The organism is Mycobacterium sp. BMJ-28 (assembly GCF_054404835.1).
Genome location: NZ_CM136783.1, coordinates 6,044,371 through 6,059,608 on the forward strand (window position 1 = coordinate 6,044,371; position 15,238 = coordinate 6,059,608).

Annotated in this window: 14 protein-coding genes; 4 read left to right on the plus strand and 10 right to left on the minus strand. The window is 68.6% G+C overall.

The window, feature by feature from the left end; all coding sequences use genetic code 11:
• Positions 1-28: 28 nt before the first annotated feature.
• The 3 genes from ACXPWS_RS29880 to ACXPWS_RS29890 are packed head-to-tail and all read right to left on the minus strand — an operon-like array spanning position 29 to position 3,483.
• The gene (locus tag ACXPWS_RS29880; protein ID WP_458710111.1) at positions 29-775 is read right to left on the minus strand and encodes a hypothetical protein; all 747 of its coding nucleotides are present in this window, start codon (positions 773-775) and stop codon (positions 29-31) included.
• A 43-nt stretch (positions 776-818) separates the two neighbouring features.
• Positions 819-2,234 (minus strand): WS/DGAT/MGAT family O-acyltransferase, encoded by a 1,416-nt coding sequence (locus ACXPWS_RS29885; protein WP_458710112.1) that lies wholly within the window; start codon positions 2,232-2,234, stop codon positions 819-821.
• A 25-nt stretch (positions 2,235-2,259) separates the two neighbouring features.
• Complete coding sequence (locus ACXPWS_RS29890; RefSeq protein WP_458710113.1) at positions 2,260-3,483, minus strand: alpha/beta hydrolase fold domain-containing protein; 1,224 nt, start codon at positions 3,481-3,483, stop codon at positions 2,260-2,262.
• 123 nt (positions 3,484-3,606) lie between these two features.
• Between ACXPWS_RS29890 and ACXPWS_RS29895 the strand changes: the two genes are divergently transcribed.
• Complete coding sequence (locus ACXPWS_RS29895; protein WP_458710114.1) at positions 3,607-5,775, plus strand: acyl-CoA dehydrogenase; 2,169 nt, start codon at positions 3,607-3,609, stop codon at positions 5,773-5,775.
• 8 nt (positions 5,776-5,783) lie between these two features.
• Here the strand turns inward: ACXPWS_RS29895 and ACXPWS_RS29900 are convergent, their stop codons facing one another.
• From ACXPWS_RS29900 to ACXPWS_RS29925, 6 genes are read right to left on the minus strand one after another with little or no spacing between them, the layout of a single operon-like run.
• Positions 5,784-6,581 (minus strand): ABC transporter permease, encoded by a 798-nt coding sequence (locus ACXPWS_RS29900; RefSeq protein WP_458710115.1) that lies wholly within the window; start codon positions 6,579-6,581, stop codon positions 5,784-5,786.
• The gene (locus tag ACXPWS_RS29905; RefSeq protein ID WP_458710116.1) at positions 6,556-7,428 is read right to left on the minus strand and encodes a 2-aminoethylphosphonate ABC transporter permease subunit; all 873 of its coding nucleotides are present in this window, start codon (positions 7,426-7,428) and stop codon (positions 6,556-6,558) included. Before ACXPWS_RS29905 ends, ACXPWS_RS29900 begins: the two co-directional genes overlap by 26 nt.
• Positions 7,425-8,588: an ABC transporter ATP-binding protein gene (locus ACXPWS_RS29910; RefSeq protein WP_458710117.1), complete on the minus strand. Its 1,164-nt coding sequence runs from the start codon at positions 8,586-8,588 to the stop codon at positions 7,425-7,427. Before ACXPWS_RS29910 ends, ACXPWS_RS29905 begins: the two co-directional genes overlap by 4 nt.
• A 1-nt stretch (position 8,589) precedes the next feature.
• Positions 8,590-9,645, minus strand: a complete 1,056-nt coding sequence (locus tag ACXPWS_RS29915) for a 2-aminoethylphosphonate ABC transporter substrate-binding protein (RefSeq protein ID WP_458710118.1) — start codon at positions 9,643-9,645, stop codon at positions 8,590-8,592.
• 11 nt (positions 9,646-9,656) lie between these two features.
• The gene (locus ACXPWS_RS29920; RefSeq protein ID WP_458710119.1) at positions 9,657-10,343 is read right to left on the minus strand and encodes a phosphonatase-like hydrolase; all 687 of its coding nucleotides are present in this window, start codon (positions 10,341-10,343) and stop codon (positions 9,657-9,659) included.
• A 9-nt stretch (positions 10,344-10,352) separates the two neighbouring features.
• The gene (locus ACXPWS_RS29925) at positions 10,353-11,468 is read right to left on the minus strand and encodes a TIGR03364 family FAD-dependent oxidoreductase (RefSeq protein WP_458710120.1); all 1,116 of its coding nucleotides are present in this window, start codon (positions 11,466-11,468) and stop codon (positions 10,353-10,355) included.
• A gap of 109 nt (positions 11,469-11,577) precedes the next feature.
• Between ACXPWS_RS29925 and ACXPWS_RS29930 the strand changes: the two genes are divergently transcribed.
• From ACXPWS_RS29930 to ACXPWS_RS29940, 3 genes are read left to right on the plus strand one after another with little or no spacing between them, the layout of a single operon-like run.
• Positions 11,578-12,081: an HD domain-containing protein gene (locus ACXPWS_RS29930; RefSeq protein WP_458710121.1), complete on the plus strand. Its 504-nt coding sequence runs from the start codon at positions 11,578-11,580 to the stop codon at positions 12,079-12,081.
• Complete coding sequence (locus ACXPWS_RS29935) at positions 12,078-12,776, plus strand: GntR family transcriptional regulator (RefSeq protein WP_458710122.1); 699 nt, start codon at positions 12,078-12,080, stop codon at positions 12,774-12,776. The genes ACXPWS_RS29930 and ACXPWS_RS29935 overlap by 4 nt, the downstream gene beginning before the upstream one ends.
• 10 nt (positions 12,777-12,786) lie before the next feature.
• Entirely contained in the window at positions 12,787-13,695 is a 909-nt protein-coding gene (locus tag ACXPWS_RS29940; RefSeq protein WP_458710123.1) for an alpha/beta hydrolase, read from the plus strand.
• Here ACXPWS_RS29940 and ACXPWS_RS29945 read toward each other — a convergent pair.
• Positions 13,692-15,233: an APC family permease gene (locus tag ACXPWS_RS29945; protein WP_458710124.1), complete on the minus strand. Its 1,542-nt coding sequence runs from the start codon at positions 15,231-15,233 to the stop codon at positions 13,692-13,694. The genes ACXPWS_RS29940 and ACXPWS_RS29945 overlap by 4 nt on opposite strands.
• Positions 15,234-15,238 lie beyond the last annotated feature (5 nt).

Genomic DNA, 15,238 nt, shown 5'->3' on the forward strand with positions numbered 1-15,238 from the left:
CGTCGACGCAGGCCTGCGGGCTCCACCGTCAGCACAGCGACGTGTGTCGACAGACCGCCGCAGGCGGTGCGGGCACCGGCGGCGGTGCCGGCATCCGCGGTGGCGGAGGGAGTCGGGGTGGCCCGGGCAGCCTGGGCGGCTGGATGCCGCCACCCCCACCGCCCGGGTCGGGCGGAGCGGGTGCACCCGGTGGCGGCGGAGGCGGCGCGGCCGGGCCCACACCGGGCAGCTTCGCCGGCATGATCCAGATCGCGATCGACTGTGGCACCAGGCCGTAACCCGCCGGCGCGGCGGTGAACTGCAGTTGGGTCGGCAGCATCCCCGGTTTGACGTGGAAGAACACCCAGCCGTCCGCGTCCGCCGTCACCGGGGACTGCAGCGGCGGTGAGGTGAGCACGGCGGGCGCCGAGGTGGGAATCTGCTCGCCGCTGCTGACCGAGAGCTGGAAACCGCCGTTCGGGCCCGTGACATCGATGGGGGCGGTGACGCCGGTCAGTGCCACCTCGATGCCGAGTTCCAGTTCGTCACCGGGGCTCGGCACCACGGCCAGATTGTCGCTCCGGGGCGTGATGGTCGCTCCCTTCGCCGTCAGCGCCGTTCCCAGCGGAGCGGCGCCGGGAAGGATGGACACCGCCGCCGGACCGGTGCTGGCATCGGCTTTGGCGGGCGAACTCTCGGCCAGCGGGGAGTTGCCCGGCCCGTACGAACAGCCGGCCACCAGCAGCGTCGCCGCGATCGACGCGCCCACAACGCACTGCCCTGTCCGCCGCTTCATGACAGCCATTCTGGCCTATACCCGGCGTTTCGGCGGTCTCGCCTCACGCCATCGCGGTCTCGATGATGGTCAGCTCCGCCGAAATTCCCGCGGCACGCCGGATCTCACGGAACTCGCCCACCATGGCGTCGGTCACTTCGTGCGGGTCCTGCACGGTCGCGGTGTCGGAGAGCACCGAGATATTCAACTGGTCCACGTAGCTCCACACGGTGATGTTCAGCCCGCTGGCCGCGGTGAGCGGACCGACCGAGTAGATCTCGGTGACGGTGGCGCCGCCGACCTTGCCCCGTTCCCGTGGCCCGGGCACGTTGGAGATATTCAGGTTGAGCACCTTGTTCTGGCCGTCCTTGTCCGACAGCTTGCGGAACAGCGCCTCGACCGCCGCGGGCGGCATGTACGACGCCCAGCGGGCCACCAGCTCCGGACCGATCAAGTGGTGCGCCTCTTTCGCGAGTCTGGCTGCCGCACTTGCCTTTTTCACCCGCTCCAAGGGTTCGGGCTCGTCCACCGGCAGCGCCATCAGCACACCGCTGAACCGGTTACCGGAGATTCGGTCCGGGGAGAAATCGAAGCTCATCGGCACCGATGCCAGCAGGGGACTGTCGGCCTTGCCCTCGTATTGCAGTTGCAGCGCCCGCAACGCACCCGATGACATGGCCAGCACCATGTCGTTGATGGTGGCACCCAACGCCTTTCCGGTCGACTTCACGTCGGCCAGGGCCAGCGTGGCGGTCGCGAACCGGCGATCCGGGGTGAGCACGTGATTCATGAAGCTGGGCGGCGGGGTGAACGGGCGGGTCAACTCCGGGCCGAGCTTGCGGCTGCTGCGCCGGACCCGGCCGACCCCGTCGGCGGTGTACTTCATCAAGCCGGGCAACCGGCCGATCTGGCGCAGGTGGTCGGTGAACGCCGAGCGCACCAGTTCCGAGCGGGACGGATCCGGGTCGGTGGCATAGGAGTCGCGTTCGCGTTGCGGTCCCTGCTGCAGATCCATGCCGCGGGCCAGCAGATTGGCCGAGGCGACACCGTCGGCCAGGGCATGGTGGATCTTGCCGACCACCGCGATCCTGCCGTTCGCCAGGCCCTCGACGAAATACATCTCCCACAGCGGGCGGCTGCGGTCCAGGGGGGTACTGGCGATCTGCCCGATCGCCTCGTCGAGTTCCCGTCGACCGCCGGGGGCGGCCACCCGCCACGGCCGCACGTGGTACTCGAGGTCGACATCGCAGTTCTCTCGCCACATCGGGTGGTGGAACTTGAACGGGATGTCGACGAGCTGATACCGGAACGGCTCCAGCTTGTAGAGCCTGCTGTGCAGCACGTTGCGGAAGTCGTGGACTCCGAATGTGCGGTCCCCGAGGTCATCGAGCGCGATCACCGCGATCTTCAACGTGTGCATGTGCACATTCGGAGCTTCTGTGTAGAGCAGGAACGCATCCCACCCACTGAGCCTCTTCACCGGCGTTCCTCCCCGTGTGAGGAGTCTATATAACTGCTTTGTCCAGTCGCGCCGCGGAGTTTCGGTGAATTTGGTTGAGGAACAAGCCGATTGCGGTGGCCACCGCCCCGGTCCTGGCGCCGTCGGTCATATCGAAGGCGTGACCGGCGCCCGGCAGCTCGATGTAGCTGACCGGCGAGGCGGACTCGGCGCGTAGCCGCTCGACGAAGCTGCGGGCCTGCTCGACAGGGATGACGGAGTCGCCGCTGCCGTGGACGACCAGGAACGGCGGGGCGTCCCGGTGGATCTGCGCTATCGGGGAGGCCTGCCGGAAGATCTCGGGATGACGGTCGATCTTGCGCTTGACCACGACGCGTTCCAAGAAGTCGACGAAGCGGTCACGCTCGACGGTGGACCGGTCTTCCCAGTCGTAGCGCCCGTAGATCCCGATGACGGCGTCCACCGAGGTGTCCGAACCGTCGGGCAGGTCGCCCTGTAGTTCCGGATCGTTCGGCGTCAGGCCGGCAAGCGCGGCCAGGTGTCCACCGGCCGAGCATCCCGCGACGGCGACGAAGTCGCGGTCGCCACCGAACTTGTCGACGTTGGCCCGCGCCCATGCGATGGCCGCCTTCACATCGTGAATGTGGCGGGGCCAACGATGATGCGGGGCTACCCGGTAGTCGATGGACAGGCAGACCCAGCCTTGGGCGGCCAGGTGCGCCATCAGGGCGTAGCCCTGCAACATCCGACTGCCGTGCACCCAGGCCCCGCCCGGGACGAACAACAGCACCGGCGCGGGCTCGGACGGCAACTGCTTGGGCCGCCACACGTCCATCAGCTGGGTGGGACTGTCCCCGTACCGCACCGAGGTCCGGTACACACTGCGCCGGTACTCCGTGGTGTTCCACAGCGGAGGCAGCTGCTGCGGGGCCGGCCATTGGATGGCCAGGTCGGCGGCGGGCACCACGCCGCGCAGTGCCTCCTGGGCGATGGTGTTGGTCTGCTCGCGTTGCGACCTGCGAATCGCGCCGTTGCCCGGCGCCATCCAGGACTTGGCCGAGGAACCGAAGAAATCCGGCATGTGCCGGAAACCCCACACCCCCATCGCGGCGAGTGCACCCAACGGCTCCAGATGCTTGCCGACCACCGGAATCGATGCCGAGGCCACGGTCATGGCGAGCATCCGGTCGGCCGGGCTGGCGGTGATCATCCACCGGGCGCGGCTCCACGCGCTCGGACGGGTATGCCGTGGAGCGCTGGGCACTGTCATGGCGCGAGAGTACCCCCGCTCAACCGAGCCCAAGCGACAACTTGAGCGAGTTGTCTACACCGATGCGAATTTGTGAGCTGCGTCACTTTTTATGTGCTATTCGGCCAGGTAGCTTCGCTGCTCATGAGCAAGTCGGCCTTGGCCATCACCGAAGACCATCGTGATCTGGCCGCCGCCGCGGCCGGCCAGCTGCAGCGGTTGCACAGCCTGGCGGCCGCTCGCGCGACGCTGGAAAGCCCGGGATCCCGTTCCGCCGACATCTGGTCGGCGGGCGCAGAACTGGGCTGGAATGGACTGGCACTGGCCGAGGAATTCGGTGGATCGGGATTCGGGCTCGCCGAATTGGCCGTGGTGGTCGAAGTCGCCGGCCGCGAACTCATGCCAGGGCCGTTCCTGCCGACCGTCGCCGCCGCCGTCGTCATCGACCGCTGCGCACCCGATTCCGTTCGCGCACAACTTGTTCCCGGCCTGGCAGACGGCACCTTCGTAGCGGCGCTCGGGCTGAACATCAACGTCACCATGGGCGAGAACCAGACCGCGACCGCCGAATGGCCCGCGGTGCTCGGCGCGCCGGACGCCGACATCCTGGTGCTGGCCGCCGGGGAAGACCTCGTCATCGTGGACGCCGTCGCCACCGGGGTGACCGTGACCGCGCTGGAACCCCTGGACACCACGCGTTCGGTGGGGGCGGTGTCGATGCGCGGCGCCGAGATTCCCGCCGACCGGGTTCTGCGCGGCGCTGCCCGGCGGGCCCGCACCGTGTTCCGCATCCTGGCCGCCGCCGAGGCCGCCGGAACCAGCTGGGCGACGCTGGAGATGGCCGTCGAGTACGCGAAGGTACGCGAGCAGTTCGGCCGCACCATCGGCACCTTCCAGGCCGTCAAGCACCACGCCGCCAACATGCTGGTGGAGGCCGAGCAGACGACGTCAGCCGCGTGGGCGGCGGCCCGCACCGAGGATCTGGACGCCGCCTGGTTCCCAGCGGCCATCGCGGCGTCCCATGCGATCCGGGCGCAGATATTCAACGCGCAGAACAATATTCAGTTGCACGGCGGTATCGGCTTCACCTGGGAGCACGACGCGCATCTGTATCTGCGCCGGGCCCGCACCCTGGCCACCCTGCTCGGCGACGGCACCGACCCGTTGCTCGACATCGTCGACGCGCAACGCAGCGGCACTGCCCGCGCCGCGTCGTTCAGTGTGCCGCCCGAGGCCGAGCAGTACCGCCCCGCCGCAGCCGAAGCCGCCGCCACCGTGCGGTCGCTGCCACCCGAGCAGCGGCGCGACTTCCTGGTGGACTCCGGGTACCTGGTGCCGCACTGGCCCGCACCGTGGGGCAGGCAAGCCGACGTGCTGGAGCAGTTGGTGATCGAAGAGGAGTTCACCGGCGTCGAGCGTGCCGATATGGGCATCACCGGATGGGTGACGCTGACCATCGCCCAGGCCGGCACCGACGAGCAACGCGAACGCTGGGTGGAGCCGGTGCTGCGCGGCGAAGTGATGTGGTGCCAGCTGTTCTCCGAGCCGGATGCGGGCTCCGACGCCGCCGCGGTCCGCACGTCGGCCAAAAAGGTCGACGGCGGCTGGCGGATCACCGGCCAGAAGGTGTGGACCAGCCTGGCCCAGCACTGTCAGTGGGGCCTGGCGACGGTGCGGACCGATCCCGCCGCGGCCAAGCACGCCGGTGTCACCATGATGGCCGTCGATATGAAAGCTCCTGGCGTGACGGTGAACCCGTTGCGGGGACTGACCGGAGACGCCCACTTCAACGAGGTGTTCTTCGACGACGTGTTCGTTCCCGACGCCGACGTGGTGGGTGAGGTGAACAAGGGCTGGCTGGTGGCGCGCGCGACGCTGGGCAATGAGCGCATCTCGATCGGCGGCGGATCCTCGGCGCCCACCGGTTTCACACCCGGTGAGGTGGTCGAACTGCTCGATGCGGCAACACCGGTGGTGGCATCGGCGTATTGGCGGGAAGCCGGCGCGGTGATCGCGCAGGCACACACCCTGCCGCTGCTGAATCTGCGCAGGGTGAGCCGTGCCATCGTCGGTGCCGGCCCGGGTCCGGAGGGCAATGTCACCAAACTCCTACTGGCCGAGCACACCCAGCGGCTGACGGAACTGGGGATGGCGCTGGCCGGGCCGGCCGCCGTGGTGGGAGCCAAGGCCACGCTGGCACGGGCGTATCTGGGCAACCGGGCGATGACGATCGCCGGCGGCACGTCGGAGATCACCCGCAACACCATCGCCGAACGCATCCTCGGCCTGCCGAGAGACCCGCTGCTGAAGTGATGGGTGCGTCAGCGGACGGCGGCCCGGCCGCGGATCCGGCCGAGCACCAGCAGCGCCAGTAGCGTCACCAGTGCAAGCAGGGTGGTCGACGCGCCCGCCTGGAGCGCCTGACCTCGGTCGGTGAGCCCGAAGATGCTCACCGGCAACGTCTTCCACGTCGCCGGGTACACCATGACGGTGGCGCCCAGTTCGCCCATCGACAACGCCACCGCCAGCCCGGCCGCCGCGCCCAGCGCGGGCAGCAGCATCGGCAGCGTCACCGCAACCAGCACCCGGACCGGTCCCGCGCCAAGGGATTCCGCGGCCTGCCGGTACCGCGGATCGAGCCGGTCCAGGGCCGCAGACACCGAACTGAAGGCGAACGCCAGCACCAGCACCGCATGCGCCAGGATGACGATCCAGCGCGTCCCACCCAGCAGCAGCGGCCGGGAGTTGAAGGCGATCAGCAGGCCGAGACCGATGGCCACCGACGGCACCGCGATCGGAAGGTGGAACACCGCATCGGTGAGGCGGCGCAACCACCCCGGGCAATCCTGGGCCGCCAGCGCGGCCCAGGTGCCGAGCAGCAACGCGATACCGCCGGCGACGAATGCGGTCTGCAAGCTGACCGACAGGCTGGCCAGATCCTCGCCCGCCAGCGCCGTACCGAAACGGCCGAATCCCAGATTCGAGGGCAACGCACCGGTCCACGAGCCGGCCAGCCCGGCCAGCAACACGGTGCCCAGCGGGGCGACGAACACCACCAGCACCACCACACCGAACACCGTCAACGCCAGCGCCCTACTTCGCGGGCTCCACAGCAGCATCGGCGTCGCTCCTTCCAGGAGATGTCATGCGGGCGAAGAACATTCGATAGGCGGTGTAGAGGCCCAGAGACAACATCACCTGCACGGTGGCGATCACCGCGGCACCGGGCAGGTCGAAGGTGACGATGCCTCTGGTGTAGATCAGCACCGGCAGCGTGATGACTCCCTTGGCGCCGGTGAACAGGACGATGCCGAACTCGTTGAGCGTCAACAGCAGCACCAGGCTGCCGCCGGCCATCAACGCCGGCCACGCCTCGGGCAGCACCACCGAACGCAGCACCCGCAACGGTGTGGCACCCAGGCTCGCCGCGACATTCAACTGGGCCTGCGGGATGAGCGCGAAAGCCGCCAACAGCGGGCGCACCACGAACGGGGTGAAGAAAGTGATCTCGGCGGCGATCACCCCGGCGGGGGTGTACAGGAAGTTCAGCGAAGTGCCGAGCGCCGCGTTCACCACCCCCGCGGTGCCATAGAGGAAGGTGAACGCCAAGGTGATCAGGAATGACGGTAGGGACAGCACGGTGTCGATCAACCGGCCCGCCACACCCGAGCCGGGGAACGGCACGAACGCCAGCACCGTGGCCAGGAAGGTGCCCAGCACCAGGCAGCCCAGCGTGGAGGTGGCCGCGATGGCGACCGTGCGCCACAACGCGTCCCGGAACTGTGCCGACCCCAGCACCTCTGGCCAGCTACCCGCCCGGGTGGACTCGCCGAACACCCTCAGCAGCGGGTACACCGCCGCCAGTAGCACCACCGACAGCGGCGGCAACACCCACCAGGCCGCGTGGCTTCGCTTCGGCGCAACTGGTGCCGGCGCCTCGACGGCATGGTCTCGAACCGCGGTCACGAGCCGGCCCGGACCAGCACCCCGGCCGGCTGCGGAATCCGCACGCCCACTTCGGTGCCCACCGCGAATTGCGCGTGCCCGGGCACGTCGATCTCGATGAGCTGGTCGGGCATGCTGGTGATGGCCAGCACCAGCCGGGTGGTGGCGCCTCGCCACACCGCGGCGTTCACCCTGGCCCGCAATGCATCTTGATCCCCCAGCGAGACGATGCGCAAGGCGTGCGGGCGGATGCACAGCAGGGCCGGCGCCCCCGGCGCCCAGTCGATCTTGCCGACGGCCGGTTGCGGCGCCTCGGCACTGACCGTTTTGTGCGACACCGTCACCAGCGCCGAGGTGCCGATGACGCGGCCGACCGTGCACGGAATGAGGTTGGCGCCGCCCAAGAACGCGGCGGTGAAACTGGTCGGCGGCCGCTTCCACAGATTCTCGGCGGTGTCGACGTCCATCAGGCGGGCCTTGTTCATCACCACGATCCGGTCGGCCAGTGCCAGCGCCTCGGACTGGTCATGCGTGACGTACAGCATGGCGGTATCAGGCAGCGATTCCTTGAGCTGTTGCAGCTCGGCGAGCATGGACTGGCGCAGCTGGGCGTCGAGCGCGGCCAGCGGTTCGTCGAGCAGCAGCACCCTGGGCCGGATCGCCAGCGCTCGGGCGATCGCGACCCGCTGCTGCTGGCCGCCGGAAAGCTCACGCGGCAAACGCTTTCCGTACGCGGCCATGCCGACCATGTCCAGTGCCTCGGTCACCCGGCTTCCGATCGCGGATCGCGGAACCCGGTTCGCCTTGAGCCCGAACGCGACGTTGTCGATCACCCGCATGTGCGGGAACAGCGCATAGGACTGCAGCACCACCCCGATACCGCGTTTGGCCGGCGGCAGATCGGTGACGTCGCGGCCGTCCAGCCGGACCGCCCCGGAGGTCGGCCGGACGAAGCCGGCCAGCGCATTGAGCGCCGTCGACTTCCCGGAGCCGCTGGGCCCCAGCAGTGCCACCGTCTCACCGGCGGCGACCCGCAGGTTGAAGTCGATCAACGCGTGGGTGGCCTTGGCGCCGCGCCCGTAACTCACCCCCACCCGATCGAAGACGATGGCCGGGGTGCCCGCCTCGGCTGCGGTCCCCTGACGCCGGGCGGCATCCCGTGCAACCTTGGTCTGGGCCATCTCAGTTGCCGGTCGCCTTCTGGTACGCCGCGACGTCGGCGTCGAGGTCGGCCAGCACGGAATTCCAGTCCGGCACCCAGACTTCGACGTCCTTGAGCACCGCGGCCGGGGTGTTCGGATCAGTGGGCGTCCCCGCGGCGACGGTGCGCACGGTGTCGCGCACCGGGATCCCGAGCGCGTCCGGCCCGACGGTTTTCTGCGCCTCGTCGGAAAGCAGGTAAGCCAGCAGTTTTTTGGCGTCCTCGGCGTGCGGGGCACCCTTGGCCACACCCGCGACATACGGCAGTGACACCGTGGTCCGGGTGCCGTTGTGCGCGGGGATGAAGATGGTGAACTTCGAACCGTCGTCCTTGATGGACCCGAGGTTCATCTGCACATCACCATTGGCCACCAACAATTCCCCGTTGCTCACCTTGGGCTGCAGCTTGCCGGTCGACGAGGACGGTCCCACATTGTTGGTCTGCAGCTTGGTCAGGTAGTCCAGCGCGGCCGGCTTGCCGAGCAGGTGCTGCAACAACACCAGCACGGCGGTGCCGTCGCCGGCCTGACCGGGCGTCGAATATTGCAGCTTGCCCTTGAATTCCGGCTTGAGCAGGTCATCCCAGGAGGTCGGCGCGGGGGTGGCGCCCGGGTTGACGATGAAGCTCAGTGCGTTGTCGACGATCGGCACGTAGCGTCCGTCCGGCCCCACCTGATCCGAGGCGATCCCTTTGGTGTCCACGCCACCCGGAACCAGAAGCCCTGCCTTGTCGGCCTTCTGGATGAATGGTGGCAGCGTGACCAGCAGGTCGGCCTGCGGATTGGACTGTTCCTTCTCGACTCGGGACACCACCTCACCGGAGCCGGCCTCGACCAGGTTGACCGCGATGCCGGTGTCCTTGGTGAACTCGGCGAACCGGCCCTTGTACCAGCCGGCCAGTCCGTCGGCGCTGTACACCGTGAGGGTGGCGCCACCACCGGAGCCGCCGGATCCGGTGCCGCCACAGGCAGCGGTCAGCGTGGTGGCGGTGACGGCCACCATGACTGCGATGCCCCGAAAGGTGTTGCGGAGTTTCATTGTTTCCTTCTTCAGCGGGTGGTCAGTAGCAGGTCGGCGAAATCGACGACGGAACCCACCACGTGGGTCGCCCCGGCGGCGCGGAGGTCTTCCTCGCTGTGCGCGCCGGTGAGGGTGCCCGCGGCGATCGCGGCACCCGCACGCAGGGCGCTCTCGACGTCGGTGCTGGTGTCGCCGAGCACCGCGACGTTGTCGACACCGTCGCCCTGTAGCCGCAACAGCGCGGTCAGCACCAGATCCGGATAGGGGCGGCTGCGGATGCCGTCACCCGGAGCCAGGGTCAGGTCGGCCAATTGTTGCCACCCCAGCGATGCGAGCAGCTTGGCTTGGGTGGCGGCGGAGAACCCGGTCGTCAACGCGATCTTGATGCCGGCGGCCCGCAGCTCGGTGATCGCCTCTGCCGCACCGGCGATGGGTGCGGCGTGGCCGTTGTCGATCAGCTCGGCATAGGCCCGTTCGAACTCGGCGTTGGCCTGCTGGGCGCGGTCCTCGGTGCCGAACAGGGCGCGGAACACCACGATCTTGGACTGCCCCATGGTGTCCAGGACATACCGGCGCGCCCGGTCGCGTTCGTCCCCCTCGGCGGGCAACCCGGCCGCGGTGGCGGCGGCCTCGAAGGCCCGGATCACCAGTCCGTCGTCGGCCACGGTGGTGCCCGCCATGTCGAGGACGGCGACTTGAATGGGATTGTCTGACATGTCGTCTCCCTACAGACCGATCAGATCGGCGGATTGTTCGGCGATGGCGGGGCCCAGCGTCATCCCACGGCCACCGGGTCCGGTGACCACCCAGAGGTTGTCCTCGGGCGAGGTCCGGCACACCAGCTGGTGCGGATCGGTGCACTGGCTGTAAACCCCGGCCCAGCGCCGCCGGATGGCGGGAAGGGGACGCCCGAGGAATTCCTGCACCCGCGCGGCCAGATAGGCGTACGGCGCCTCGCTCACGTCGAAGGCGAACGGTTCGTCGTACTCGTGGGTGTCGCCGATGGTCAGGCCGCCGTGCAGACGCTGCACACAGAGCAGTTGCATGTGTTCGCCGGCCGCCACCGGTTCCTGAGGTTCATTGCGGCGCAGCGCATCCAGCGCCGGGCCGGCGAATCCGGGGTAGTAGCGAAAACTGTCCGCGTCGGCGATGGCGGTGGTGAGCGGCTCCCCCAGTGGGTCGGTCTGCATCATCTGCAATCGCACCCGGCGCACCGGCAGGTCGCCGGCGAGTTCACGGACCAGGCCGCCGTGTGCGGCGCCGGTGCACACCAGCACCAGATCGGCCCCGTGCTGCTCACCCCGGTCGTCACGCACCGTCAGGTTGTCCACCGACCTGGCCTCGACACCGGCCACGAAGGTGTACCGCCCTGTGCGGTAGAGGTATTCGCGGATGGCGGGCAACGCCTGACGGGATTCGACGGCAGCATCGCGCGCGCAATGCAGGCCACCCAGGAAGCTGCCGCGCAGCGCCGGGTTCATGGCGCGTACCCGGCCGGGGTCCAGCAGGGTGAACCCGCGGTGGCCGGCATCGCCGCGGTCGACGGCCTCCCGGGCCACCTGCACTTCGGCGTCGGTGCGCAGCAGCGTCATCGAACCCGACGCGCGGAATCCGATTCCGGGGATCTCGGCGCCGAGCTTTTCCCACAATTCACGCGAGCGCAGCGCGGTCTCCAGTTCGGCGGTCGACCGCCCGGACACCCAGACCAGGCCGAAGTTGCGCACGGTGGCGCCCCGGGCCTCGGTCTCCCGCTCCAGCTGGAGGACGGTGTGTCCGCGCTGGATTGCTTCCACGGCATGGGCGGTGCCGAGGATGCCCCCTCCGATGATCGTGACGCGCATGGTGTCCGACCATGAACCCTCGCCACGACTTGTGCCCGACCTGATCATGTTGGCCCGCCTAATACTGAGTGAACAATTGGTATAGACCAAACTAGGGTAGGCTCGGGCCATGCGGGTTCTCGACGAAGTGCAGACCGTGCTGCGCTCGCTGCGTGGCGTGTGGGACGAGGAATCGGTCGACGAGCTCGACCATGCCCTGCAGTCCGCCGCCAGGGCACGCGATGACGGCGCGGACGACGAACTGGTGCTCGCCGCGGCCCTGCACGACCTGGCGCACAGTCCACTGATCGACGGCGGGCCCGATCACGAACGAGTGGCCCATGACTGGCTGACCCCGCGATTCGGCGCCCGCGTCGGCTGGCTGGCCGGTGCGCACGTGGCGGCCAAGCGCTACCTGGCTGCCACCGATCCGGCGTATGCGCCGTCGCTGGTATCGGCGCGGTCACTGGAAGTTCAAGGCGGCCCCGGCGTCGACGCCGCGTTGGTGCGCCATCCGTGGTGGCCGGACGCGGTGCGGTTGCGCCGCTACGACGACGCCGCCAAGGACCCGGACGGCCGGGGTGTCACCATCGACGATGTGCTGGCGGTGGCGCGGCGGGTGGTCCTGCGATGACCTCCCCGTCGTCCAAACCGCACATGGTGCGCACCGGTGTGGACGAGATCCTGGCGTCCCTGCACGAGGGCGATGCGGTTCCACCGGAACGAGAATTGGCGGTGCGGTTCGGGGTGGCCCGGGAGACCGTCCGGCAGGCGCTGCACGAACTGCTCGTGGAGGGCCGGATCGAACGGCGCGGCCGTGGGACCGTGGTGGCCGCGCCCAAACTGGTGCAGCCACTGTCGCTGCGGTCCTATACCGAGGGCGCCGCCGAACGCGGCCGGACGCCGGGGCGTCTGCTGGTGGGCTGGGCAGACCAGCGCGCCGGGCCCGAACTCGCGGCCGCGTTGGAAATCAGCCCGGCCAGCACCGTCATGCATCTGGAACGCGTGTTGCTGGCCGACGGCCGCCGGATCGGGCTGGAGAGCACCTATCTGCCGGCCAAACGGTTCACCTCACTGCGTAAGACCTTCGACCCGGCCACGTCGCTGTATGCGGCCATCCGGGCCACCGGTGTGGAGTTCGGCACCGCCACCGAACGTATCGAGACCGCGCTGGCCTCACCCCGCGAAGCCGCGTTACTGGAAAGCACCACGGCCATGCCGATGCTGTTGCTCAACCGGCGCTCCGTGGACACCGACGGGGTGCCCATCGAAACGGTGCGCGCGCTCTATCGCGGCGACCGGATAGCTTTCGAGACGAATCTGTCGTAATACTGGCCAGGTGCCCAGTCCAGTACCCGCTGTCGTGTACCACCCCGAGTTGGCCCGGGTCGCGCGCTTCCTCCCGCGCCAGCTGGTCACGTCGCGAACCGCCCCGGTGATGCAATACCTGTCCCGCCGGATGGGACGGGCCGCGCCCGACGGCGTGGAGATGCTGACGCTGAGCTCCGGGGTCACGGTGCGGCTGCACCGTCCGCGTCGCGTGAGCACGCCCGGCCCGGCGCTGCTGTGGATGCACGGCGGCGGATACGTGCTGGGCAACCCGGCGCAGGACGACCGATTGTGCCGGCGTTTCGCCGCCGAACTGGGTGCGACGGTGGCGGCGGTGCAGTACCGGCTGGCTCCGCAGAACCCGTACCCGGCCGGCCTCGAGGACTGCTATGCGGCGCTGGCGTGGCTGGCACAGCTGCCCACGGTCGATCCGGCGCGGGTGGCCATCGGCGGCGCCAGTGCGGGTGGCGGGATGACCGCGGCGCTGGCGCTGCTGGCCCGCGACCGCGGTGCGGTACCGCTGGCGGCACAGGTCCTGGTGTATCCCATGCTCGACGACCGGACCGTGGGGCCGGAGTTCGACGATCCCGGCCACCGGCTCTGGACCCAGGGCAGCAACGCCTTCGGCTGGCGGTCGTACCTGGGCGGGGCCGACCCCGAGATCGCCGTGCCCGCCCGCAATCCGGACCTGTCCGGCCTGCCCCCGGCCTGGATCGGCGTCGGCACCCTCGACCTGTTCCACGACGAGGATTTGGCGTATGCCCGGCGGCTACGCGCGGCCGGGGTGCCGGTGGATGTCGAGGTGATCGACGGGGCGTTCCACGGTTTCGACGGACTGGCGCCCAAAACCGCAGTGTCGCAAGGCTTTTTCGACAGCCAGGTGGCGACACTGCGGCGGGCGTTCACCGCTTCGGGCTAATCGCGGACGAGATTGTCCTCGAACACGATCCGGCCGATCAGGTCGTAGCGACGCGGGTCGCGCAGTTTGAAGTAGGTGGCCAGCGCCGCCCCCAGGACGAACAGCCCGACCACGATCCACGGCGTCAGCTTGAACAGCAGCGTGCCCGACGCCGCCCCTGCCGCGGCGTCCTTGTGCTCCCAGAGCAGGTAGACGACGTACAGCATCCCGATGCCACCGAGCAGTGGCGCGGTGAACGTCTTGAACCAGTGCGCGCTGGACGGGTGGTTCTTGTGGAAGTGGAAGTACGCGATGACCGAGAAGGCGCACAGCGACTGCACCACCATGATGGCCATGGTGCCCAGGATCGCCAGCAGCGTGTACATGTGCACGTAGGGGTCCATGCCCGCGAAGAAGAAGGCCAGGATCAGCACGAAGGTGATGCCGGTCTGCACGAACGACGCGACGTGCGGCGATCCGTGCGTCGGGTGCGTGGCGCCGATGGTCCTCTGCAGCCGCAGCGACAGGCCTTCCCGGCCGAGCGCGTACAGATACCGGGACGCGCAGTTGTGGAACGCCATGCCGCACGCGAACGATCCGGTCACCAACAGGATGTTGAACACCGTGATGGCCCACTCGCCGTAGGTACCGCGCACCGGCCCGAAGAAGATCTCCGACGAGGTGTCCGGATTCTGCGCCAGTTCCACCGACTGCTGCGGACCCGTGCCCGCGATGGCCATCCACGACACGAACACATAGAACAGACCGACGCCGATGACGCTGATCATGGTGGCCCGGGGGATGATGCGCTTGGGATCCTTGGATTCCTCGCCGTACATCGCGGTGGATTCGAACCCGACCCACGACCAGAAGGCGAAGAACAGACCCAGACCGGCGCTGGCGCCCGCTACCGCCGCGGGAGTGAACGCACCGATGGGATTGAGCGTCTGGGCGACCGCAAAGCCTTCGGGTCCACCGCCTTTGAACAGAACCGCCAGCGCACCGAGGGCGAGCATGACGATCTCGGTCACCAGGAACACCCCGAGCACCTTGGCGGTCAGGTTGACGTCGAAGTAGGTGAGAATGCAGTTCAGCACCATCATGAGCAGGGCGGGTATCAACCAGTGCACCTGGATGTGCAACTGGGACGCGAACAGGTTCTGGAAGAAGAACGAGAAGATCCCGATCAGCGAGGCCTCGAACACGATGTAGGCCATCGTGATCAGCAGACCGCTGGCCATCCCGATGACGCGGCCGAGACCGTGTGAGATGTAGCCGTAGAACGCGCCGGTGGCGGTGATGTGTTTGGCCATGGTCGCGTACCCGATGGCGAACAGCCCGAGCACGACGGTCGCGACGATATAACCGGCCGGCGCATGTGAACCGTTTCCGAAGCCGACGGCGATCGGTACGTTGCCGACCATTGCCGTGATGGGTGCGGCGGTCGCCACCGCCATGAAGATGACGCCGATGGTGCCGACGGCGTTGCGTTTCAGCCGCTGGACATCACCAGCGCCGCTACCTGCGGCTTTTGTCGGCGGCGCGATGTTTTCGGTCATCAGTG

What these genes read in the sequence shown, in the direction of transcription:
- ACXPWS_RS29880 (WP_458710111.1), bottom strand. Translation starts at nt 775, where the DNA reads ATGAAGCGGCGGACAGGGCAGTGCGTTGTGGGCGCGTCGATCGCGGCG.
- ACXPWS_RS29890 (WP_458710113.1), bottom strand. Translation starts at nt 3,483, where the DNA reads ATGACAGTGCCCAGCGCTCCACGGCATACCCGTCCGAGCGCGTGGAGC.
- ACXPWS_RS29895 (WP_458710114.1), top strand. Translation starts at nt 3,607, where the DNA reads ATGAGCAAGTCGGCCTTGGCCATCACCGAAGACCATCGTGATCTGGCC.
- ACXPWS_RS29900 (WP_458710115.1), bottom strand. Translation starts at nt 6,581, where the DNA reads ATGCTGCTGTGGAGCCCGCGAAGTAGGGCGCTGGCGTTGACGGTGTTC.
- ACXPWS_RS29910 (WP_458710117.1), bottom strand. Translation starts at nt 8,588, where the DNA reads ATGGCCCAGACCAAGGTTGCACGGGATGCCGCCCGGCGTCAGGGGACC.
- ACXPWS_RS29915 (WP_458710118.1), bottom strand. Translation starts at nt 9,645, where the DNA reads ATGAAACTCCGCAACACCTTTCGGGGCATCGCAGTCATGGTGGCCGTC.
- ACXPWS_RS29920 (WP_458710119.1), bottom strand. Translation starts at nt 10,343, where the DNA reads ATGTCAGACAATCCCATTCAAGTCGCCGTCCTCGACATGGCGGGCACC.
- ACXPWS_RS29925 (WP_458710120.1), bottom strand. Translation starts at nt 11,468, where the DNA reads ATGCGCGTCACGATCATCGGAGGGGGCATCCTCGGCACCGCCCATGCC.
- ACXPWS_RS29930 (WP_458710121.1), top strand. Translation starts at nt 11,578, where the DNA reads ATGCGGGTTCTCGACGAAGTGCAGACCGTGCTGCGCTCGCTGCGTGGC.
- ACXPWS_RS29935 (WP_458710122.1), top strand. Translation starts at nt 12,078, where the DNA reads ATGACCTCCCCGTCGTCCAAACCGCACATGGTGCGCACCGGTGTGGAC.
- ACXPWS_RS29945 (WP_458710124.1), bottom strand. Translation starts at nt 15,233, where the DNA reads ATGACCGAAAACATCGCGCCGCCGACAAAAGCCGCAGGTAGCGGCGCT.